Source organism: Thermaerobacter nagasakiensis, assembly GCF_055396825.1.
This window is the reverse complement of the sequence record NZ_AP043740.1, coordinates 2,250,825-2,272,553: the sequence shown is the minus strand read 5'-3', so window position 1 is coordinate 2,272,553 and position 21,729 is coordinate 2,250,825. Positions and strand designations below refer to the sequence as shown.

Annotated in this window: 17 protein-coding genes; 16 read left to right on the top strand and 1 reads right to left on the bottom strand. The window is 72.7% G+C overall.

Annotated elements, in window-relative coordinates:
- Positions 1-6 precede the first annotated feature (6 nt).
- Entirely contained in the window at positions 7-3,225 is a 3,219-nt protein-coding gene (locus ACZ5T9_RS09690; protein WP_464832862.1) for a transglycosylase domain-containing protein, read from the bottom strand.
- A gap of 236 nt (positions 3,226-3,461) precedes the next feature.
- Between ACZ5T9_RS09690 and tyrS the strand changes: the two genes are divergently transcribed.
- From tyrS to ACZ5T9_RS09610, 16 genes are all read left to right on the top strand, one after another.
- Positions 3,462-4,700, top strand: a complete 1,239-nt coding sequence (gene tyrS, locus ACZ5T9_RS09685) for a tyrosine--tRNA ligase (protein WP_203530711.1) — start codon at positions 3,462-3,464, stop codon at positions 4,698-4,700.
- Positions 4,701-4,917: 217 nt separating this feature from the next.
- Positions 4,918-5,601, top strand: a complete 684-nt coding sequence (yunB, locus tag ACZ5T9_RS09680) for a sporulation protein YunB (protein WP_464834433.1) — start codon at positions 4,918-4,920, stop codon at positions 5,599-5,601.
- 239 nt (positions 5,602-5,840) lie between these two features.
- The gene (gene cysK / locus ACZ5T9_RS09675) at positions 5,841-6,806 is read left to right on the top strand and encodes a cysteine synthase A (RefSeq protein WP_464832861.1); all 966 of its coding nucleotides are present in this window, start codon (positions 5,841-5,843) and stop codon (positions 6,804-6,806) included.
- A gap of 245 nt (positions 6,807-7,051) precedes the next feature.
- Positions 7,052-7,798: a YebC/PmpR family DNA-binding transcriptional regulator gene (locus ACZ5T9_RS09670; protein ID WP_464832859.1), complete on the top strand. Its 747-nt coding sequence runs from the start codon at positions 7,052-7,054 to the stop codon at positions 7,796-7,798.
- Positions 7,799-8,006: 208 nt separating this feature from the next.
- Positions 8,007-8,591, top strand: a complete 585-nt coding sequence (locus ACZ5T9_RS09665) for a hypothetical protein (protein WP_464832857.1) — start codon at positions 8,007-8,009, stop codon at positions 8,589-8,591.
- A 455-nt stretch (positions 8,592-9,046) separates the two neighbouring features.
- A complete protein-coding gene (ruvC, locus tag ACZ5T9_RS09660; protein WP_464832855.1) occupies positions 9,047-9,610 on the top strand; it encodes a crossover junction endodeoxyribonuclease RuvC in 564 nt (187 codons plus the stop codon).
- Positions 9,607-10,272 carry a Holliday junction branch migration protein RuvA gene (ruvA, locus tag ACZ5T9_RS09655; protein WP_464832854.1) on the top strand — a complete coding sequence of 222 codons (666 nt, stop codon included), beginning with the start codon at positions 9,607-9,609 and terminating at the stop codon, positions 10,270-10,272. The genes ruvC and ruvA overlap by 4 nt, the downstream gene beginning before the upstream one ends.
- Positions 10,269-11,411, top strand: coding sequence for a Holliday junction branch migration DNA helicase RuvB (gene ruvB, locus ACZ5T9_RS09650; protein ID WP_464832853.1), 1,143 nt, complete (start codon positions 10,269-10,271; stop codon positions 11,409-11,411). Before ruvA ends, ruvB begins: the two co-directional genes overlap by 4 nt.
- An 88-nt stretch (positions 11,412-11,499) precedes the next feature.
- On the top strand, positions 11,500-11,730 hold the full coding sequence (locus ACZ5T9_RS09645) for a DUF2905 family protein (RefSeq protein WP_006903953.1): 231 nt from the start codon (positions 11,500-11,502) through the stop codon (positions 11,728-11,730).
- A 192-nt stretch (positions 11,731-11,922) separates the two neighbouring features.
- Positions 11,923-12,645: an RNA polymerase sigma factor SigI gene (gene sigI, locus ACZ5T9_RS09640; protein ID WP_464832852.1), complete on the top strand. Its 723-nt coding sequence runs from the start codon at positions 11,923-11,925 to the stop codon at positions 12,643-12,645.
- A 140-nt stretch (positions 12,646-12,785) separates the two neighbouring features.
- Positions 12,786-14,621 carry an anti-sigma factor domain-containing protein gene (locus ACZ5T9_RS09635; RefSeq protein WP_464832850.1) on the top strand — a complete coding sequence of 612 codons (1,836 nt, stop codon included), beginning with the start codon at positions 12,786-12,788 and terminating at the stop codon, positions 14,619-14,621.
- Between the two features lie 281 nt (positions 14,622-14,902).
- Positions 14,903-15,979, top strand: a complete 1,077-nt coding sequence (gene queA, locus ACZ5T9_RS09630) for a tRNA preQ1(34) S-adenosylmethionine ribosyltransferase-isomerase QueA (RefSeq protein WP_464832848.1) — start codon at positions 14,903-14,905, stop codon at positions 15,977-15,979.
- A 125-nt stretch (positions 15,980-16,104) separates the two neighbouring features.
- Positions 16,105-17,280: a tRNA guanosine(34) transglycosylase Tgt gene (tgt, locus tag ACZ5T9_RS09625; protein ID WP_464832846.1), complete on the top strand. Its 1,176-nt coding sequence runs from the start codon at positions 16,105-16,107 to the stop codon at positions 17,278-17,280.
- Between the two features lie 141 nt (positions 17,281-17,421).
- Positions 17,422-17,703, top strand: a complete 282-nt coding sequence (gene yajC, locus ACZ5T9_RS09620; RefSeq protein ID WP_464832844.1) for a preprotein translocase subunit YajC — start codon at positions 17,422-17,424, stop codon at positions 17,701-17,703.
- A 317-nt stretch (positions 17,704-18,020) separates the two neighbouring features.
- Positions 18,021-19,694, top strand: coding sequence for a Glu/Leu/Phe/Val family dehydrogenase (locus ACZ5T9_RS09615; protein WP_464832842.1), 1,674 nt, complete (start codon positions 18,021-18,023; stop codon positions 19,692-19,694).
- A gap of 410 nt (positions 19,695-20,104) precedes the next feature.
- Positions 20,105-21,649, top strand: a complete 1,545-nt coding sequence (locus tag ACZ5T9_RS09610) for an acyl-CoA carboxylase subunit beta (protein ID WP_464834432.1) — start codon at positions 20,105-20,107, stop codon at positions 21,647-21,649.
- Positions 21,650-21,729: the final 80 nt, after the last annotated feature.

Genomic DNA, 21,729 nt, shown 5'->3' with positions numbered 1-21,729 from the left:
GCGCCCTCACGCCGCCCGGCCCGTCAGGGCCGCCCACCAGCGATCCCAGTCGACCCGGAACACCCCGGGCCCGATGGGCAGGATGGCCTGCCCGCCATCGTCACCATCGTCGCCACCCTCGCCACCCTGGCTCCCGCCGTTTTCCGCCGCCACCACCTCGACCACGATGGTGATGTGCTCCGCCGGATGGTTCGGGTGGGAAATGTCGATCAGGTGTCGCTCCGGCTGGTCGAAGGTGAAGGCGAGCCGGACCGCCCCGTTGGCCCGCACCTTGACCGGCCGCATCGGCCGGCCATCGACCAAGATCACCACGTTGTCGTGATCCTGGCCGATACCATCCTCAATCGTAAGCTCAAGCGGCTGGCCGGCCCCCACCTGCACGGGCGCCGCGGGACCGGTGGCGCCTGCGTCGCCCAGCAGCCGGACGGTCACCGTGGCGCCTTGGTCACCACGGCCCCCGCCGTTGCCACCGTTCCCGCCACCCTGGCCGGGTGCCGCCCCCTGGACGGTGACCAGCAGGCGGACCACCAGGGTGGTCTTCCCGCCGTCGGGGGCGGTGGACGTGGCGGTGATCCGGTACTCCTTCTGGCCCGGCTCTGCGGGCAGGGTCAGCGGGACCTCCACGCTTTGCAGGGCGCCCACCTGGATCTGCCGGTCCGGCAAGGGCACGCTGACCTGATGGTCACGGCCGGCCACGTCCGTGAGGCGGACGGTCACGGTGGCGCCCGGGGCCCCGGTCACCGCCATCTCGCCGGGGACCGCGCCCTGGGGGCTGAGCCAGATCTCGTTGGGACCTCTGTCCCGCTGGAACACCGGCGACGCGGCGCACGACGCCTTCTCCGGATCGGGCGGCATCAGGGCGTAGTCCTTGGGTTCGGGCGCGTTCTCCGGCAGATTCGCCAGGGGCCGGTTGAAGAAGGCCTTCTCCTGCGGTGTGCACGCGCAGTTGGGCGCGTAGAGGAACTCGGGGTTCTCCGCGCAGACGGGCATCTTCACCCACAGGTTTTCGGCCTCGGAGGGCTGGGTGCCGGCGATGAAGACCTCCCGGTACTGGAATTCCTCCGGGCAGTTGGGCCCGGGCAAGAGCCCCGTGTTGGCGCAGACGGTGGCGGTCACGATGCCCCGGGGCGGGTCGAACCAGCGCACGGGCTTGCCCTCGTGGGCCGCGGCCATGATGCGGCCCCAGATGGGGCCGGGGACGCCGGCGCCCGACGCACCGCGCGGCAGGCTGCGGACCTTGTCGTTGTACTCGTCATAGCCCACCCATACCGCCGCGGCGTACTGGGGCGTGAAGCCGACGAACCAGACGTCCCGGTCCTGATGGGTGCCCGTCTTGCCGGCGGCCGGACGGCGGAAGTAGTTGTTGTGCACGCTGTAGCCGGTGCCCGACGACGGCTGGTAGAGCGGGATGCCGGCGGGGAAGCGGTGGGGTTCCATCACGTCGCGCATCATGTCGGCCAAGAGGTAGGCCACCTTCTCGTCCACCACGGCCTCCTTGTGGCTCTGGTGGCGGTACAGCACCCGGCCCTGGGCGTCCCGGATCTCCGACACGATGTAGGCGGGTTCCCGCACGCCCCCGCGGGCCAGGGTGGCGTAAGCGTCGGCCACCTCCAGCGGGGTGACCCCGTTGGTGAACCCCCCGAGGGCCAGGGGGGAAATATCCCGGTCCTTCTCGACCAGATTCAGCCCCAGCCGCCGGCCGAACTCCCAGGCCTGGTCAACGCCCACCAGCTGGACGGCCTGGATGGCCACGGTGTTGATGGACCGCTTCAGACCGAAGCGGAAGGGCGTGAAGCCGAAGTACCGGTCGTCGTAGTTGCCGATGGGTTTGGTGGAACCGCCCGAGGGCACCACCTGGATCACATCGTCCACGGCGGTGGCGGGCGTGTAGCCCGCGGCCAGCGCCGGGCCGTAGGCGGTCAGGGGCTTGGTGGCCGACCCCAGGCTGCGCCGGGCCGTGGTGGCCCGGTTGAAGTTGCGGGCGCCCAGGGGGCCGTCGTAGGAGCGCCCGCCCACCAGGGCCACCACCTGGGCCTGTTCCACATCGATGAGGACGGCGGCCGCCTGGGGCCCGCGCAACCGGTCCTCCGGGGTCGGCATGGGGTAGCCCAGCCGGCGCAGGTGCTCATGCTGGGCGCGGTACGCTGCCCGCTGGAGTTCGGGATCGACCGTGGAATAGATGCGCAGGCCGCCCTGGTAGAGCATGCTTTCGGCCCGCTGCTGGGCCTCCGACGGGCTGAGCCCGCGGGTTGCCGCCAGCTGTTCGGCCAGGATGCGCTGGGTTTCCTCGATGACGTAATCCACCACGTGGCCGAAGACGTTCTGGTCCCGCTGGGGATTGTTCGGTGCGGTCTTCGGCCGGTTGCCCAGGACGTCTTCCTCCAGCGCCGCGCGGTACTGCTCTTCGGTAATGAAGCCCAGTTCCCGCATCTTGGTCAGGACCAGGCGCTGGCGCTCCTTCCAGCGGCCGTTTTCGGCCCGCTGCTGGTCCTCCGGCGACGGTTCGTCCCCCGGTTCCGGGATGGGCGGCGGAGGGTAGGCCGAGGGGTTCTTAGGGATGCCCGCCAGCACCGCCGCTTCGGCGATGGTGAGTTCCTCCACCGGCTTGCCGAAGTAGGTGTACGACGCCGCCTGGATGCCGTAGGCCCCGTTCCCGAAGTAGATCTGGTTGAGGTACATCTCCAGGATCTCGTCCTTGGTGAAGCGGCGTTCCAGCTCGATGGCCAGGATGGCCTCCTGGACCTTGCGCCGCCAGGTCCGGTCCTGGGTCAGGAAGGCGCTGCGGGCCAGCTGCTGGGTGATGGTGCTGGCACCCTGCAGGTAGCCGCCCCGCAGGTTGTTGATCAGGGCCCGCGCGATGCCGATGGGATCGACCCCGAAGTGATCGTAGAAACGCTCGTCCTCGATGGCGATGAAGGCCTGCCGGACGTGTTCGGGGATTTGCTCCAGGGGAACGACGATGCGGTTCTCGGGTCCGTGGATCTCGGTCAGCAGCTCGCCGTGGCGGTCATAAATGAAGGACGTTTGGGCCACCTGGGGGCGCAGGGCGGTGATGGGCCCCATGGCCCGCACCGCGCCCATCATGAAACCGGCCGCCAGCACGGTGCCGCTGATTCCGAACAGGAAGACCAGGAACAGGAAGAGCCGCATCCAGCGAATGCGGCGCCACCATGGCTTGCGCCGCCGCGGGCCACCGCCCGCGGGTGCATGGGGATAACCGGCCACGCAGGTCCCTCCCCCTGTGGATGCTCTCCCTCCGGGGAACCTTGCCCGCCCGTCCCGCGCCAGCAGCGGAAGGCGTGCGGCCGGCGGCGGTGGGGGCCGGTTCGTCCTGCCGATTATACCACGGGCATATTTCGCCGCCCGGCCGCGCCGTCCCCCCGGAGCGCGCCTTGTCAGTCCATGCCGGTTATATTACCTTCGTTCCAGTCCGTCGAAGGAAGGGGAACGGTGCAACGGCCATGGCCCAACCGGGTGGCCCGGCACTCCCGGCCCGCGAGCAGCTGGAGCTGCTCCGCCGCGGAGCCGCGGAGATCGTTTCGGAAGAGGAGCTCTTGCAGAAGCTGCAGCGGTCCGTGGAAACGGGCCGGCCTCTGCGGGTGAAGCTGGGGCTTGATCCCACCGCTCCCGACCTGCACATCGGCCATACGGTGGTGCTGCGCAAGCTGCGGCAGTTCCAGGACCTTGGGCACCAGGTGGTCCTGATCATCGGCGATTTCACCGGCCGCATCGGCGACCCGACAGGCAAGTCGGTGACCCGCCCGCAGCTTACGGAGGAACAGGTCCGGGCCAACGCCCGCACCTACGCCGAGCAGCTGGGGCGCATCCTGGACATGGAGCGGACGGAGCTCACCTTCAACGCCCGGTGGCTCGGGCCCATGACCTTCGCCGACGTGATCCGCCTGGCGGCCCGGTATACCGTGGCCCGGATGCTGGAGCGGGACGACTTCGCCCAGCGCTATCGGGAAGGGCGGCCCATCGCCATCCACGAGTTCCTCTACCCGCTGGCCCAGGCCTACGACTCGGTGGCGGTGCGCGCCGACGTGGAGCTGGGCGGGACGGATCAGAAGTTCAATCTTCTGGTCGGCCGGGAGATCCAGCGCGAGTACGGCCAGGAGGCCCAGGTGGCCCTGCTGATGCCCCTCTTGGAGGGCACCGACGGCAAGGACAAGATGTCCAAGTCCCTGGGGAACTACATCGCCATCGCCGACCCGCCGGGCGAGATGTTCGGCAAGACCATGTCCATCCCCGACGAGCTGATCGTCAAGTACATGGTGCTGGCCACGGATCTGGACATGGGCGAGATCCGCCGGCTGGAGCAGGGTATGGCCTCCGGTCAGGTGAACCCGCGGGATGCCAAGCTCCGCCTGGCCCACGCCCTGGTGCGGATGTACCACGGCCGGGCGGCGGCCGATGCGGCCCAGGAGGAGTTCCTGCGGGTCTTCAGCCGGCACGAGCTGCCGGCCGAGATGCCCGAGGTGGTGCTGCCGGCCCCGCGCCTGGATGCCGTGCGGCTGCTGCGCGCGGCCGGCATGGCGCCGTCCAACAGCGAGGCCCGCCGCCTGATCGAGCAGGGCGCCGTGCGCCTGGACGGCCAGCGGGTGGCTTCCCCCCAGGACGAACTGGCCCCCGCGGACGGGGCCGTCCTTCAGGTGGGCAAGCGGCGGTTCGCGCGGCTGCGGTTGCCGGGTTCCCGCTAGGTGAATCGAGGGACGGCCCGGGGCCGGGGCAGGGGCGGCCCCACCCGGTGCAGCGGCGGGTCCCCGGTGCCCCGCTGCCGCCGGGGCCGGCGGCCGGCCCGCCGGTGGGTGTGCGCCGGCTCCGGTGGCCTCCTCCGTTCAGGCGTTGTTCACGCCCGCATACACATACCCCGGGACCGGCTCGGCCGGTCCCGGGGCGGTGACAGCATTGGCCTACGTGCGCCGCAGGACCCGCCGGCGGTCCGGGGTGGGGTGGCCGCCCCGGCTGCGCCTGGGGCCGCGCGGGGTGTTGGTGCTGGCCCTGCTCGTCCTCGCGGGGATCGGCTGGGCGGCGGACCGCGCTCTGGCGCCGGCCCTCATGGCCGTTGCCCGGCGGGAAGCGGAGATCCGGGCGGTGGAGGCCATCGGTGCCGCCGTGGAAGCGGAGATCGCCGGCCGGTACCAGCCCGAGGACGTGATCCGGGTGCGGTACGACGGCGGCCGGCCGGTGTTCGTCCAGGTGAACACCCCGCTGATCGTCGACGTCCAGGCCCGGGTGATGCGGGCCGTACAGGACCGGCTCAACCACCTCCGGTCGGTGCCTGTGGTGATCCCCCTGGGGGCGGCCCTGGGGAATCCCCTGGTGGCCGGCTGGGGTCCCGGTGTGCCCGTACGCATCCTGCCCCTGGGCCGGGTGGACGTGGACGTTCAGAGCCGGTTCGACGGAGCGGGCATCAACCAGGTGCGCCACCGGGTGGTGCTGGTGATCCGCACCTCCGTGCGCGTGGCCATCCCCCTGTACGGCGATACCGTCCCGGTGGAGGTCCCGGTCCCCCTGGTGGAGACGGTGATACCGGGCGAGGTGCCGCCCTGGGTGGTCCCGTGGCCGGGCGGCGCGCCGGGGTCGGGTGGCCCACCGTAGGACGCTCCCCATGAGAGGCCCTCACCATAGGCTGGGAGCCTGCTGCGCCGGGCGCGGACGGGCCCGCGGATCGCCCCCGCAGCCGCCGGCGCCCTGGCCGCCTCGCCAGGGATCGGGGCCGTGCGGCCCCGTTTCCAAGTTTGCCGATCATGGTATGCTGGATTTGGGCGGGAGCCCTTCCCGCCGGTCCCAGCTTTCGGGGTCGTCATTCTGGCATCTGGAAACGGGAGGTCGCGGCCTTGGCCGACGTCAAGCAGCAGGCGGGTCGCGTGGCGACCGACGTCCTGCAACTGGTGGGCGGGACGCCGGTGGTGCGCCTCAACAAGGTGATCCCCCGCGACAGCGCCGAGGTCTGGGTCAAGCTGGAGTCGTACAACCCCGCCGGGTCCGTGAAGGACCGCATCGCCCTGAGCATGATCGAAGCCGCCGAGCGGGATGGCCGCCTCAAGCCGGGCTACACCATCGTGGAGCCCACCAGCGGCAACACCGGCATCGGCCTGGCCATGGTGGCCGCGGTCAAAGGGTACCGCCTGCTGCTGGTGATGCCCGAGACCATGTCCCTGGAGCGCCGGGCGCTGCTACGGGCCTACGGCGCCGAGCTGGTCCTCACGCCCGGGACCGAGGGCATGGCGGGCGCCATCCGCAGGGCGCAGGAGCTGGTGGCGGAGCATCCGACGTACTTCATGCCGATGCAGTTCGACAACCCCGCCAACCCCGAGATCCACCGCCGGACCACCGCCCGGGAGGTCCTGGAGCAGATGGACGGGCAGCTGGATGCCTTCGTCGCCGGGGTGGGGACGGGCGGCACCCTGACGGGGGTGGGGGAGGTGCTCAAGGAGCAGCTGCCCGGGTGCCTGGTGGTGGCGGTCGAACCGGCCGGTTCGGCCGTGCTCTCGGGCGGGGAGCCGGGGCCCCACCGCATCCAGGGCATCGGGGCCGGGTTCGTCCCGCGGGTGCTGAACCGGCAGGTGATCGACCGCATCATCCCCGTTCGGGATGAGGACGCGGTGATCATGATGCGCCGCCTTGCCCGGGAGGAAGGACTTCTGGCCGGCATCTCGTCGGGCGCGGCGGCATGGGCCGCGCGGCAGGTGGCGCGGGAACTGGGTCCGGGCCGGCGGGTGCTGGCGGTGCTGCCCGACACCGGGGAGCGCTACCTCTCCATGATGGAAGACCTGGCCGCCTTCGTCCGCGACGAGGAGTAAGCCGCGCCGCGGGCAGGCAGGGGATGCCCTGCTCCCCCTCCGTCCCGCGAGCCGGCCCCGCCGGCCGGCGGCCCCGGGGGACCTGCCGCCGGGAGGGGGGCCGCCCGGCAGGATGCCGCGGCCCCGGAGGGCCGTGCTACAATAGGGCGCGACGACAAGGCGCGGCCCCGGCTGCGGCTGGCCATGGTGCCGGCCGCAGCGCGCATTCATCCTGCATTCGGCACGTCACGGGAGGATGAAGGAGCATGGCCGGGCACTCCAAGTGGGCCAACCGCAAGCACCGCAAGGCTCGGCAGGACGCGAAGAAGGGGAAGATCTTCTCCAAGCTGGCCCGGGAGATCATCACCGCCGTGCGGCAGGGCGGCGGGGATCCGGAGGCCAATCCCCGCCTGCGCCTGGCGCTGGAACGGGCGCGCCAGTTCAGCATGCCGGCGGAGAACATCGAGCGGGCCATCAAGCGCGGTCTGGGCGCGTCCGAGGCGGAGAGCTACGAAGAACTCATCTACGAAGGCTACGGCCCCGGCGGTGTGGCCCTCATGCTGGAGATCCTGACCGACAACCGCAACCGCAGCGCCGGCGAGATCCGGCACATCTTCGCCAAGCACGGCGGCAACCTGGGCGAGAGCGGGTGCGTGGCCTGGATGTTCGACCGCAAGGGCGTGATCACCGTCCCTGCCCAGGGAGCGCCCGCGGAAGACGACCTGCTGCTCCTGGCCGTGGAGGCGGGGGCCGAGGACCTGAAGGCCGAGGACGGCAGCTTCATGATCTACACCGATCCCGACGACCTTCACCGGGTCCGGGAGGCGCTGGAAAAGGCCGGCGTGCCGGTGGAGGATGCCGGGCTGCGCATGGTCCCCAAGACCGAGGTGAAGGTGGAGGGCAAGGAGGCGGAGCAGCTGCTGCGCCTGCTGGATGCCCTGGAGGACCACGACGACGTGCAGGAGATCTACGGCAACTTCGAGCTGCCCGACGAGCTGCTGGTGGAATCCTGAACGGCCCCCGCCCGGGAAAGGCGGCCCGCTGCGGCCCGCGACGGCATTTGTGCGGCATCGGGAGCCGGGAGCAGGTGAGGGGACGCGGCCATGGCCACCGGGCATCGGGGTGGTCCGGGGCGTGGTATAGGGCAAGGCCCCTCCGGGCATCCTCGCCTTCCAGAAGAAGTGCCCGCCGCGGAGCGGGTACGGTTCGGGAGGCGGGCCCGTGGCACTGGGGCGCAAGCAGGCCGTAACGGCCACGCTGGTGGCGGTGGCCATCCTGGGCGGGGTGGCCGCCGGCGCCTACTGGTGGCGGCTGGACGCCGGGCGGGACGAACGGGCGCCGGCCGCCCGCAAGCCCGCGCCGCCCGCGCGGGCCGCCACCCTGACGGCGGAGACCCGGCTGGTCGAGCGAACCCGGTACCCGGCTTGCCGCGGCGTGGTGCTGGAGACGGAACGGCCGCCCACCGCCCTGGAAACGGGCTGGCGCGTGGCCGACCTCTTGCGCAGCCGCGACACCTGGCGGCTGGTGGAGGCTACGCCCGACCGCGTGGTCCTGGAGCGGGAGGTCTCGGAGCCGTGCCCGCCCCAGGCCTGGCTGCGGTACCGCACGGTGGGCCTGCACCAGGGGCGGGTGGCGGTGTTCTACGGCCGGCCCGGCGAGCAGGGCGATGGTCTGGGGCCGCTGCGCCTGCTCACCACTGTGCCCGAGGAGCGCCTCCTGCCCGGCGACCGGCGTCGGCTGGAGCGAGGCCTGGTGGTGGAAGGCGAGGTCGAGGCCTGGCACGTGCTGGAGAGCCTGACGCCGTAGCTGCGACCCGTCGCCGGCGGCCGCGAGCGGGCTGGAGCCCCTCGCCGGAGCCCGCGGGCGACATCCCGTTCCGGAGGCCGCCGTCCCGCTGAACCGGATGAGGTTCGGCCAGGGAGCGCCCGCTCCCGTTCCGGCGCCCTTCCGTCGTTGGCCACACCCTTTCCGTGCTGCCTTCCAGGCCGCTTCCCATGCCGCTGCGCAGGCGTCCTGCCCCGCCCCGACGGGACCCGGGCCGTGACCGGCCGCCCGGGACAGGCAGGCCCTCCCATGGGCTGGCCGGGGCCCGGCGCGCCCGGTGGGGCTGGGTCTTGCCGGTCATGCCGCCGCGGTGGGCCACCCCGGCTCCGCCGCCACGGGGTCCGATGCCCCGCGGTCCTCGGCGCGGCCCTTGGCTTTCCACAAGGAACCACCCTGGCGCCTGTCGAACCCCCACCGGATGAACGGAGGGATGAGCGTTGCAGGTGCTGGGCATCGACCCGGGGACGGCGACCATGGGCTTCGGCGTCGTGGCGGTGGCCGGTACCACCCTGGTGCCCGTGACCTACGGCGTGATCCGTACCCCGGCCAGCCAGCCCCCGGCTCAGCGCCTGGCCGCCATCTACCGGGATCTCCAGGAGCTCCTCCGCCGCTACCAGCCCCAGGCGATGGCGGTGGAGCGCCTGTTCCTCCAGAAGAACCGGTCCAGCGCCCTGCACGTGGGGCAGGCCCGGGGTGTCGCCCTGCTGGCAGCGGCCCAGGCGGGGCTTCCCGTCCACGAGTACGCGCCCCACGAGGTCAAGCAGGCGGTGGTGGGGTACGGCCGCGCCTCCAAGGTCCAGGTGCAGCGCATGGTCCAGGCGCTGCTCGGGCTCGCCCGGCCGCCCGTTCCGGACGATGCCGCCGATGCCCTGGCGGTGGCCGTGTGTTGCCTGCATGCCCAGACCTCGGCTTGGGGCGGGACCGGGGCTCCGGGGCGGGGCGGATCGCGGGGCCTCCCCGACGCCGGTGCGGCACCGTTCCAGAGGGGGGCGGTCCGGTGATCGCCTTCTTGCGCGGCGAGCTGACCGGTTTCCACGGTGACGAAGCCTGGATCGACGTGGGCGGGGTGGGCTTCCGGGTCGCGGTCTCCCGCCAGACCCAGCGCCGGCTGCCGCCGGTGGGTGAGCCCGTGCGGCTCCTCACCCGGCTGGTGGTCCGGGAAGACCAGTGGTCCCTCTACGGTTTTGCCACGGCCGACGAGCAGGCGGCCTTCGACGCCCTGGTGGCCGTGTCGGGGGTCGGCCCGCGGGTGGCCCTCTCGGTGCTGTCGGTCCTGACCCCCGAAGACCTGCGGCGGGCCGTGGTCCTCCAGGATCCCGCCCTGCTGACCCGGGTGCCTGGGGTCGGGCCCAAGCTGGCCCGGCGGCTGCTGACGGAATTGCGCGACCGGCTGGGGCAGCCGCTGGCGGAGGACGGTGCCGCGGGCGGCCCGGCCGCCACGGGCACGGCGGGGGCGGTCCCTTCGCCGGGTACCGGCGAAGCCTCGCCCCGGGACGATGCCCTGGCGGCCCTGGAGGCCCTGGGTTACAGCCGCGCTGAGGCCGAGGGTGCCCTGGCGGCGGTGGCCGGCCAGGTCGAACCGGGCGCCCCGGCAGCGGCCTGGGTGCGGGCCGCCCTGCGGGCCCTGGCCGGCGCCCGAGCGGCGGGAGGTGCGGCCCGGTGATCGAGGAAGAACGCGTGGTCTCCAGCCGCCTGCAGGCCGGCGATGCACCGCTGGAGGCGGGGCTGCGGCCCCAGTCCCTGGACGACTTCCCGGGCCAGGAAAGGGTCAAGGAGAAGCTTTCCATCTATATTCAGGCGGCCCGCGAGCGGGGCGACGCCCTGGACCACGTGCTGCTGTACGGTCCCCCCGGCCTGGGTAAGACGTCCCTGGCCCAGGTCATCGCCCGGGAGCTGGGCGTGGGCTTCCGGATGACCTCCGGTCCTGCCATCGAGCGGGCCGGTGACCTGGCCGCGCTCCTGACCAACCTGAACGACCGGGACGTCTTGTTCATCGACGAGATCCACCGGCTGCCGCGACCGGTCGAGGAGATCCTCTACCCGGCCATGGAGGATTTCGCCCTGGACCTGATCATCGGCAAGGGCCCGGCCGCCCGGTCCCTGCGCATCGACCTGCCCCGCTTCACCCTGGTGGGTGCGACCACCCGGGCGGGACGGCTGACGGGTCCCCTGCGGGACCGCTTTGGCGTGCTGCTGCGCCTGGAGTACTACCGGCCGGAGGAGCTGACCCGGATCGTGTTGCGGGCCGCCGGCATCCTGGGGGTGGCCATCGACCCCGAAGGTGCCGCGGAGGTGGCCCGGCGGGCGCGAGGCACGCCGCGGGTGGCGAACCGGTTGCTGCGCCGGTTGCGCGATTACGCCCAGGTGCGGGCGGAGGGCGTCATCACCGCGGAGGTGGCCCGGGCGGGCCTGGATCTGATGGAGGTCGACCCGCTGGGCCTGGACCGGGCCGACCGGCGGCTGCTGGCGGTCATGGCCCAGCATTACGGCGGCGGGCCGGTGGGGCTGGAGACCCTGGCCGCGGCCATCGGCGAGGAACCCGAAACCATCGAGGACGTCTACGAGCCCTACCTCATGCAAATGGGTTTCCTCCAGCGCACGCCCCGCGGGCGGGTCCTGGCGCGCCGCGCCTACGAGCATCTGGGGCTGCCCGTGCCGGCCTGGCTGGATGCTGAAAGCCCCGAAACGGGGGTGCGGCCCGGCGGGGCCCGGGCGGGCTCCGGCCCGGCCCGCGGCGGTTCGGGCTCGTCCCGGGACGAAACCGGCAGCGCCCAGCAGGAACTGCCCGGGCTGGGCTTGTAATCATTTCGTCATGTTATTGTAAACTTTGTAGGAGACGTGGGATGGGCCGGGAACAGGGAAACAAGACGGGAGATCACCGGAAGGCCGGGTGAGGACCGTGGGGCTGACGGACATCGGACGCTGGCTGGTGTTCATGGGCCTGGGCCTGGCGGCCCTGGGGCTCCTTCTCTGGCTCGCCGGCCGGGCCGGCTTCGGCGGCCTGCCTGGGGATATCGTCATCCGGCGCGGAAACTTCACCTTCTTTTTTCCTCTCGCCAGCTCGCTGCTGTTGAGCTTGCTCTTGACCCTGGTGCTGAATCTGCTGTTCCGCGGGCGCTAGCCGCCTGCGGGGCCGGTGCTGCGGGTTCCCGGCCGCCGGGCGGGTCCGGCGGCCGGTCACCGGTCCCGCACCGGCGGCCGCCTTCCCGGGGCGGTGGCCGGCGATGGTGAAGGGCGGGGGAGGGGCCGGTGGATCCGGTGGTGGCCCGCCGGACGGGTGGCCGGCGACGGGACTTGCCGACGGGGTGGAGCCATGCATCCGAGCCCCCTGGGGACGGACCAGTTGATCGTCCAGGCCAAGGCCGGGGATGAGCATGCCCGCAACGAGTTGATCCGGGCGTACACCCCCTTTGTGCTCAAGGTGGCCTCCCGCGTGTGCGGCCGTTACCTGCACGCCGGCCAGGACGAGGAGATCAGCATCGGCCTTTTGGCCTTCAACGAGGCCATCGACCGCTTCGACGACACCCGGGGCAACAACTTCATCGCCTTCGCCGAGACGGTGATCAAGCGCCGGCTCATCGACCACTTCCGCAAGCAGTCGGCGGCGCGGGCCGTGGTCCCCTTCAGCGACCTGGAGACCGAAGACGAGGAGGGCCACCCCGTCAACCAGGTGGACGTCCAGGCTGCCCTGGACCAGCACGCCCTGGCGGAGGAAGCCTGGGAACGCCGCCAGGAGATCCTGCGCTTCCAGCAGGAGCTGGCCCGCTTCGGCATCCGCTTCAGCGATCTGGTGGAGAACTGCCCCAAGCACAAGGATGCGCGGGACCGGGCCATCCAGGTGGCCCGGCGCCTGGCGTCGGTGCCGGCATACCGGGAGGCGCTGCTGAAGAACCGGACCCTGCCCTTGCGGGAACTGGCGGCCGACCCCGAGGCGCAGGCGTCCCGCAAGACGCTGGAGCGCCAGCGCAAGTACATCGTCGCCGTTGCCCTGATCCTCATCGGCGATTATGTATTCCTCCAGGAATACCTGGCGTGAGGAACACGGGCGGAGGCGCGCGGGGCGGATTTTCGGGGGCGGAGGCGACATTCACCCCAGAACCGAACCGGTTCTTTGCGTAAGGACTAACGGAGGCCGGATTGTGATGGACGGACCGGCCGGGGGAGGCGTGCAGGGCCGTGACGACAAAGGCGGTCGTGCTGGAAATCGACGGAGATCGTGCCGTCGTCCTGCGGGAGGGGGGCCAGTTCCTGCGGGTGCCCCTGCGCGGTCGCCGCTGGTATGTGGGCCAGGAGGTTCATCTGGACCTGGTGGCCCGGCGCCCCTCCTGGCGACCGCTGCTGGCCTGGGCGGCCGCGGCGGCCCTGCTGGTGGCCGTCTTCAGCGGCTTCCTGGTGACCCCGGCGGCGGCGGGCCCGGCAAGCTACGTCACCGTCGACCTGGATCCGGCCAGCGTCGGGCTGGTGACGGACCCCTGGGCGGCCGTGCTGGGGGTCGAACCCTTGACCGAGGCGGCGGCGGCCCTGGTCGACCCGGCGGCCTGGGTCGGCCTGCCGGTGGACCGGGTGGTGGTCCTGTTGGTGGAACGGGCCGCCCGGCAGGAAAGCCTCCTGCCTGGAGTGGTGGTGATCGCTGCCGCACCGCTGGATGAAGGCCGGCGCCTGCCACCGGCGGTACGGCAGGCGGTGGCCCGCGCCCAGCGGGGTGCGGCCGTGGTGCTGCGCCAGCGGCCGGAGGCGGTGGCCGCCGCGGAGGTGGCGGTGGACGAGCCGCACCTGGGGCCCCGGCTGGCCCGGCTGGCGCGGCAGACGGGGCTTTCGGTGTTCAAGACGGCGGCGGTCCTGGGGGCTGAGGTGGAGGCCCTCGACCGGCAGGGGACGGGGACGGCCCTGGAGCCCGCGGTGGTCGGCGACCTGCTGGCCCGGCTGGCCAGCCTGCCACCGGAGCAGGTGCGACGGGGATGGACCGGCACCGGCCGGCCGGGGCAAGGAGGAACCGGCGGGCCGGTGGCAGGTTCCGGTGGCGTGGCGCCCGGACCGGACCGCGGCGTGGAGGGACCCGCTGCCGGCGCGGGGAACGGGGGCACGGACCAGGGGAACCCCGGCGGCGGGCATGCCGCGCCCGGTGGCGGGAACGCCGGCAACGGGCGTGACCGGGATGCGGGGGGCGCGGGCGGTGCCGGAGCCGCAGACGTGCTGGCCGGCCTGGAACGGGTGAGCACCCTCCGCCAGGTGCTGCAGGACGGCATCCTGCAGGTCATCCTGCCCGTGAACCTCCTCGGCTCGCCGGACGGCGGGGCGGAACGGGAGCCGCAGGGCAAGGGCAAGGCCAGGGGACATGGCGGCGATCAGGACGGCAAGGGCGGTGCGGCGGGCAAGGCCGGAGGCCGCCAGGCAGGCCAGGGCGGCGGTGCGGGCGGGGAGTCCGGCCCGGGAGCCGGCGGCCCGGGGAAGAAGGCCGGCACCGGCCGCAAGACCAAGGAGAAGACGGGTTCCGGTGCCCCTGGTACCCAGGTTCGGCCCGGGCGGCCGGGCTCGTCCCCGGTTCCCTCCGTGCCCGGGTGGCCGCGGGCCTTGCCCGGCGGGAACGGCGGCAGCAAAGGCACCGGGAACGGCGATTCGGGGGCGGGTTCTGGGAGCGGCGGGCAAGGGGATGGCAGCGTTCGCCTGCCCCTCCCCCTGCCCGGCACCGGCCTGGGCGGGTCCACCCGCCCCGCTGCGGGAGGCGGCTCCGGCACCACCGGGACCGCGGCGGGCTCCACCGGCGCCGGCACGGGGAGCGGAGCCACCGGCGGGGATGGAGGGGGTGGCGGCTCGACCGCGGGCACCGGCACGCGCGGCGGAACGGGCAGCGAAGCGGGGTCGCCGGGATCGACGGCCGGCGATACCGGCACGGGCCCGGCGGGTGGCGGGATGCTGCTGGACGACCTGGAGGGGCTGGTGACCTGCCAGGACGGGGGCGGGCTCCTGGGCTCCCTGGTGGGCGGCATCACCGATCCCTTGCTGTGTCGCTGAGGCGGCGTGAGAGCAGGGAAGGATGGCCGGGCCCAGGCGGCAACGCGGCAGCGGGCATCACGGCCGGCCGGATATCCGGCCCCGGGGTGGCGAGCCCCCGGGGTTTTTTGTGTCATAATTCCCCACGTGACCCGGCGAGGCGGCTGCGGTCTTCAGGGCCGGTCCGGGCCACCGCCACGCCCCGGGCGCACCACCCTGCAGCCCGGGACCCCGCCCGGCGCGCCCGGGGCAAGAGGGTACGAGGTCGCCAGGGAGAACGCGGAGCCAGAAGGAGAAGGGGCATGCGCGTTGACGAGTTCGATTACGATCTGCCGCCGGAGCTGATCGCCCAGCAGCCGCTGGCCCGGCGGGACGCCTCCCGCCTGATGGTGGTCGACCGCGACACGGGGCGCTGGCTGCACGCCCGCTTCGGCGACCTGCCGCGGTTCTTGCGCGCCGGCGACTGCCTGGTGCTCAACGACACCCGGGTGCGGCCGGCCCGCCTCTACGGGCGCCGGCCCACCGGCGGGCAGGTGGAGTTTCTCCTGCTGCAGCCCTTGGACGGAGGCCGCTGGCTGGCCCTGGCCCGGCCCGGCCGGCGGGTGCGCCCGGGCACGGAGGTGGTGTGCGGCGAGGAGCGGCCCCTGCGGGTGTACGTCGAGGAAGCCCGGGACAGCGGGGAACGGGTCATCCGCGTGGAGCCGCCGCCGGGGGAGACGGTGGACGAAACCCTGCACCGCCTGGGCCGGGTCCCCCTGCCGCCGTACATTCGCGCCGAGCTGGAGGACCCCGAGCGGTACCAGACGGTCTACGCCCGGGAAGAGGGCTCGGTGGCGGCGCCCACGGCGGGCCTGCACTTCACCCCGGAGCTGCTGAAGCGGCTCCAGGACCAGGGCGTCCGCATCGCCTACCTCACCCTCCACGTGGGGGTGGGCACCTTCCGGCCCGTCACCGCCGAGAGGGTCGAGGAACATCAGATGCACGCCGAGTTCTACCGGGTCGAACCGGCCGCGGCGGAGGCGATCAACGCCGCCCGCGCCGCCGGCGGCCGGGTGATCGCCGTCGGCACCACCGTGACCCGCACCCTGGAGACGGTGGCGGCGGCCGGCGGGACCGTCCGGCCGGGCAGCGGCTGGACGGACCTGTTCATCTACCCCGGCTACCGCTTCAAGGCCATCGACGGGTTGATCACCAACTTTCACCTGCCCCGGTCGACCCTGATCATGCTGGTGGCGGCACTGCTGGGCAAGGAGCAGACCCTGGCCGCCTATCGGGAGGCGGTGGCCCGGCGCTACCGGTTCTTCAGCTTCGGTGACGCCATGCTGATCCTGCCCGGGGCGGTGCCGGCGGGGAGGGAGGAGCCGGCCCTGCCGGAGTAAGGGCGGCCCCCGGCCGGGTGACGGGGATCGCCGGGACGGGCGACGGGCCGTCGTGGCCGTGCCGGCAGGGCGGGAGAGCCGGAGGGCGGCCGGGCACGGACCTGAGGGTGGGAGGGACGGGATCGTTGGGCCGCTGGGACGGCTGGTTCACCGTGGAACACCACGAAGTCCACAGCCACGCCCGGGCGGGGCGGCTCCACACGCCCCACGGGGTGGTGGAGACGCCGGTGTTCATGCCCGTGGGCACCCAGGCCGCGGTGAAGACCTTGAGCCCCCACGAGCTGCACCAGGTGGGGGCGCAGATCATCCTGAGCAACACCTACCACCTGTACCTGCGACCCGGGTCCCAGGTGGTGGCGGAGGCCGGCGGCCTGCACCGCTTCATGGCCTGGGACCGGCCCATCCTGACCGACAGCGGCGGATTCCAGGTGTTCAGCCTGGCCGCACTGCGCCAGGTCACCGGCGACGGCGTCCGCTTCCGGTCCCACCTGGACGGCTCCGAGCACTTCTTCACCCCCGAGCTGTCCATGGCCGTCCAGCGGGACCTGGGGGCGGACATCATCATGTGCTTCGACGAGTGCCTGGCGTATCCGGCCCGCCGGGACGAGGTGGAGGCCAGCGTGGAACGGACCACCCGCTGGGCCCGCCGCTGCCACCGCGCCTGGCAGGAAGACGGGGACCCCGACCGGCAGGCCCTCTTCGGCATCGTGCAGGGGGGAACCTATCCCGACCTGCGCCGCCGCTCGGCGGAGGAACTGGTGGAGCTGGACTTCCCCGGCTATGCCGTGGGCGGCCTGAGCGTCGGCGAGCCCGCCGGGGTCACCGTGGCCGTGCTGGACGTGACGGTACCTCTCTTGCCGGCCGGCCGGCCCCGCTACCTGATGGGCGTGGGGACGCCCGATTTGATCCTGGAGGCCGTGTGGCGCGGGATCGACATGATGGACTGCGTCCTGCCCACCCGGATGGCCCGCCACGGAACGGTGTACACCTCCCAGGGACGGATCACCGTGCGCAACGCCGCCTACGCCCGGGACTTCGGCCCTCTGGATCCGGCCTGCGACTGCTACGCCTGCCGCCACTTCTCCCGGGCCTACATCCGGCACCTGCTCAAGGTCAACGAGACCCTGGGCATGCGCCTCACCACCATCCACAACCTGCGGTACCTCCAGCGCTTCATGGAGCGCCTGCGCCAGGCGGTGCGGGAGGACCGCCTGCCGGAGTTCCGGGCGGCGTTCTACCGGGAAGAAGGCGCGGTGCTGGGCTTCCGCCCGCCGGAGCCGGAACCGCTGCCGGCGGGATGACGGGCTCAGACGACACGGCTCCAAGGCGATGGGGCACAGGTCCCGCGCGGTCCCCGGCGGGTCCGGCCCCGGGGGCAGGAGGCCCGGGCCTCCCGGCGAAGCCGTGAAGGGTACACTCTTGGAGGAAAGCGAGGTGGCGCTGTGCCCGAACAGGGGAATGCCCTGCTTTCAAACCTGCTGATCTTCGCCGTGTTCTTCGGCCTCATGTGGTTCATGCTGATCCGGCCCCAGCAGCAGCAGCAGAAGCGGCGCCGGGAGATGCTGGCACGGCTGAAGGCCGGCGACAAGGTGGTCACCATCGGCGGCATCTTCGGCACCCTGACCAGGGTCGACGAAGACACGGTGCGCCTGCGCATCGCCGACAAGGTGGAGATCCGCCTGAGCCGGGACGCCGTTGCCCGGGTGCTGGGGCAGGACGAGTAGCGCGCCGTCCCCGGAGGAAGGGTAACCTGTTGGGTTTTTGCGCGGGGCACGCATCCGCCCCACGCATCCGCCCCCGGTTTCCGATGGGAAACTGGGGCGACGGCCGGCAGCCGGTTGGCCAGGGGACGAACCGGCCGGGGACCGGCGGGCCTAGCGCGGGAGAGGGGTCACGGGGAGGAATCCCGGCCGGGCCTCTGGTCGCCGTGCGCCGGAGGCCCGCAGGACACGGGGCCGGCCGCCGGCCCGCGGGGGAGGTAGCGACCTTCCCGGGGGCGCGGGGCCTGCCGCGACCACCTGCCGTGGAAGGGGGCCTCACGATGACAGGGTACGGTGCGAGCGGGAGGCCGGAGCAGGCCGAGCAGGAGCGGCCCGCGCCGGTGCGGCTGGATCCGGGGCGGCCCGGGGAGCCTGCCGGGAAACCTGCCGGGAACCAGGGGCCCCCGCCCTCCCCGGCGGCTGCCGGGCCGCGCCCGGGGGCGACGGCCATGGAGGTGGCGGCACCCCTGGCTCCGCCCGTTCCCGCCCCGGCGGAGGCGCCGGCGGAGCCGGCCGGGGGACGGGAGGCGGCGGGCGAGACGGCAGCCCAGCCAGCCCGGCCCGAGGGGCCGGCGGCCCGGCAGGGCACCGGAACCACCCTTGCGCCGCAACCCGGGCCGGCCCGGGAGACCGGCGGTCCGGCCGGGGCCGGAGCCGGGGACGGCAAGGTGGAGACGGGTGCCGACCTGCCCAACCCCTACGAGGTGGCCAAGCAGGAGATTGCCCGCGCCTGCCAGGTGCTGGGCCTGGACCCCGCCGTCTACCGGATCCTGGCGCGGCCGCTGCGTTTCATCGAGGTGGCGATCCCCGTCCGGATGGACGACGGGCGCACCGAGGTCTTCGTGGGCTACCGCTCCCAGCACAACGACGCCCTGGGGCCGACCAAGGGCGGGATCCGCTTCCACCCCCAGGTCACCCCTGATGAGGTCAAGGCCCTGTCCATGTGGATGACCCTCAAGTGCGCCCTGCTGGAGATTCCCTTCGGCGGCGGCAAGGGCGGGGTGGTCTGCGATCCCAAGCGGATGTCGGCGCGGGAACTGGAGGGGTTGAGCCGCGGCTATATCCAGGCCATGGCCCAGGTGATGGGGGAGGAGAAGGACATCCCGGCCCCCGACGTCTACACCACGGCCCAGGTGATGGCCTGGATTGCCGACGAGTTCAGCCAGATCCGCCAGCAGAACGCCTTCGGCATCGTGACCGGCAAGCCCCTGGTGATCGGCGGCTCCTTAGGCCGCCACGAAGCCACCGCCCGGGGTGCCGTCACCGTGGTCCGGGAAGCGGCCCAGGCCATGGGCCTGGACATCCGCCACGCCACGGTGGCGATCCAGGGGTACGGCAACGCGGGCAGCATCGCCCACCGGCTGCTGTACGACATGGGGGTCCGGGTCATCGCCGTCAGCGACTCGGGGGGCGCCATCGTCAACGAAGGGGGCCTGGAACCCGAGGCGGTGGCCGCCCACAAGGAGGCCACCGGCAGCGTGTCCGGCTTCCCGGGCGCCCGCACCATCACCAACGAAGACTTGCTTACCCTGCCTTGTGATATCCTTTTGCCGGCCGCCCTGGAAAACCAGATCACCGCTGCCAACGCGGGCCGGATCCAGGCGCGGCTCGTCGGCGAGATCGCCAACGGCCCCACCACCCCCGAGGCCCACCGCATCCTGGTGGAGCGGGGCGTGGTGGTGTTGCCCGACATCCTGACCAATGCCGGGGGCGTGACCGTCAGCTACTTCGAGTGGGTCCAGAACCAGTGCCACTGGTACTGGTCGGAGGACGAGGTCAACCAGCGGCTGGAGGAGCGGATGGTGCGGGCCTTCCACCGGGTCTGGGAGGCGGGGCAGCGGCTCCCGACCCGGGATCTGCGGCTGGCCGCCTACACCGTGGCGGTGGCCCGGGTGGCCGAGGCCATGCGGGTGAGGGGCTGGATCCACCGTACCGACAGCAGCTTCCGCTCCTAGACCCGGGGCCCAGGCCCGCGGCCGTACCGGGCCGGCGGCCGGATCCGGTGGACCGGCGCGCGGGCGGCTTCCGGTCGGGTGCCCGGGCCGGCGAGCGGGATCCCGGCGGCATCCCGCGTCAAGGCCCGGGTCCTGGGCCGGTCCCGGGCCCGGTCCACGGTGCCCGAGCCGGGTTCCGGGCCGGGCCGCGGGCCAGCAAGGCGTGGCGAAACCGGGCGAGAAACCGGAGGACCGAAGGGACCATGACCAGCGACGGCAAGGCGAAACGGGACGAACAGGCGGTTCCCGCCCCCGCCAGGGCGGCCGGGGCGGGCCAGGCGCCCGGCGGCCGGGCGGCGAGCAGCCCCGCGGGCACCGGGCAGGACAACGGGCGGGGGGAGCCGCCGTCCGGTGCAGCGGGACCTGCGTCCATGGCCGAGAAGGTGGCCGAACTGCGGTCCCGCCGGCAGCGGCTGGAGCAGGGGGGCGGGACCCAGCGCATCGCCCAGCAGCACGCCAAGGGCAAGCTCACCGCCCGGGAGCGCCTCGCCCTCCTGCTTGACCCCGGCAGCTTCCAGGAGCTGGACCTGTTCGTCCAGCACCGGGCGCGGGAATTCGGCATGGAGGGCAAGGAGGCGCCGGGCGACGGCGTGATCACGGGATTCGGCTGCATCGACGGGCGGCTGGTGTACGTCTTCGCCCAGGACTTCACCGTCATCGGCGGCACTCTGGGGGAGATGCACGCGGCGAAGATCGTCAAGGTGATGGACCTGGCCCTCAAGGCGGGGGCGCCCTTGATCGGCATCAACGACTCCGGGGGTGCCCGCATCCAGGAGGGCGTCGCCTCCCTGGACGGCTTCGCCCGGATCTTTGCCCGCAACACCTGGGCCTCGGGGGTCATCCCCCAGATCTCCGTGATCATGGGCCCCTGTGCCGGGGGTGCCGTCTACTCGCCCGCCATCACCGACTTCGTCTTCATGGTGGAAGGCACCAGCCAGATGTTCATCACCGGGCCCGACGTGATCAAGACGGTGACGGGCGAGGAGATCAGCTTCGAAGAGCTGGGCGGTGCGGCGACCCACACCACCCGCAGCGGCGTGGCCCACTTCTACGCCCGGGACGAGCGCGAGTGCCTGGGCCTGATCAGGCACCTTCTGAGCTATTTGCCCTCCAATAATCTGGAGGAACCGCCCCTTCTTGACACCGGCGACCCGCCCGGACGGCCCGCGCCGGAACTGGAGCAGGTGGTGCCGACGGATCCCAACAAGCCCTACGACGTGCGCCGGGTCATCGAAGGACTGGTGGACCGGGGGACCTTCTTCGAGGTTCACCAGCGCTTTGCCCAGAGCGCCGTGGTGGGCTTCGCCCGGCTAGGCGGGCGGGTGGTGGGCGTGGTGGCCAACCAGCCCCGGGTGCTGGCCGGGTGCCTCGACATCGACTCGTCCGACAAGATCGCCCGCTTCGTGCGCTTTTGCGACGCCTTCAACATTCCCCTGATCACCCTGGTGGACACGCCGGGCTACCTGCCGGGCCGGGCCCAGGAGCACGGCGGCATCATCCGCCACGGGGCCAAGGTGCTGTATGCCTACGCCGAGGCGACGGTGCCCAAGATCTCGGTGGTGCTGCGCAAGGCCTACGGCGGCGCCTACATCGCCATGTGCTGCCGCGGCCTGGGGGCCGACTACGCCTTTGCCTGGCCGACGGCGGAGATCGCCGTCATGGGTCCGGAGGGGGCCTGCAACATCGTCTTCCGGCGGGAGATCGCCGAGGCGGACGACCCCGCCGCCATGCGGGCGGCCAAGGTGCGGGAGTACCGGGACGTCTTCGCCAGCCCCTACGTGGCGGCAGCCCGGGGGTATGTGGACGACGTCATCGAGCCGGCCCTGACCCGGGCGCGGGTGGCGGCAGCCCTGGAGAGCCTGGCCGGCAAGCGAGAGCAGCGCCCCGCCCGCAAGCACGGCAACATCCCCCTGTGAACCCGGTGCCCCAGAGCGGTGGGGGGCTGGAGGCGGGAGGGGCGGTTGCGGGGGTCCTCCCGCTGCCCGGAGCCCGGAGG

Coding starts and splice junctions, on each gene's coding strand:
- tyrS (WP_203530711.1), top strand. CDS start 3,462: ATGGCCCAACCGGGTGGCCCGGCACTCCCGGCCCGCGAGCAGCTGGAG.
- ACZ5T9_RS09670 (WP_464832859.1), top strand. CDS start 7,052: ATGGCCGGGCACTCCAAGTGGGCCAACCGCAAGCACCGCAAGGCTCGG.
- sigI (WP_464832852.1), top strand. CDS start 11,923: ATGCATCCGAGCCCCCTGGGGACGGACCAGTTGATCGTCCAGGCCAAG.
- queA (WP_464832848.1), top strand. CDS start 14,903: ATGCGCGTTGACGAGTTCGATTACGATCTGCCGCCGGAGCTGATCGCC.
- ACZ5T9_RS09615 (WP_464832842.1), top strand. CDS start 18,021: ATGACAGGGTACGGTGCGAGCGGGAGGCCGGAGCAGGCCGAGCAGGAG.
- ACZ5T9_RS09610 (WP_464834432.1), top strand. CDS start 20,105: ATGGCCGAGAAGGTGGCCGAACTGCGGTCCCGCCGGCAGCGGCTGGAG.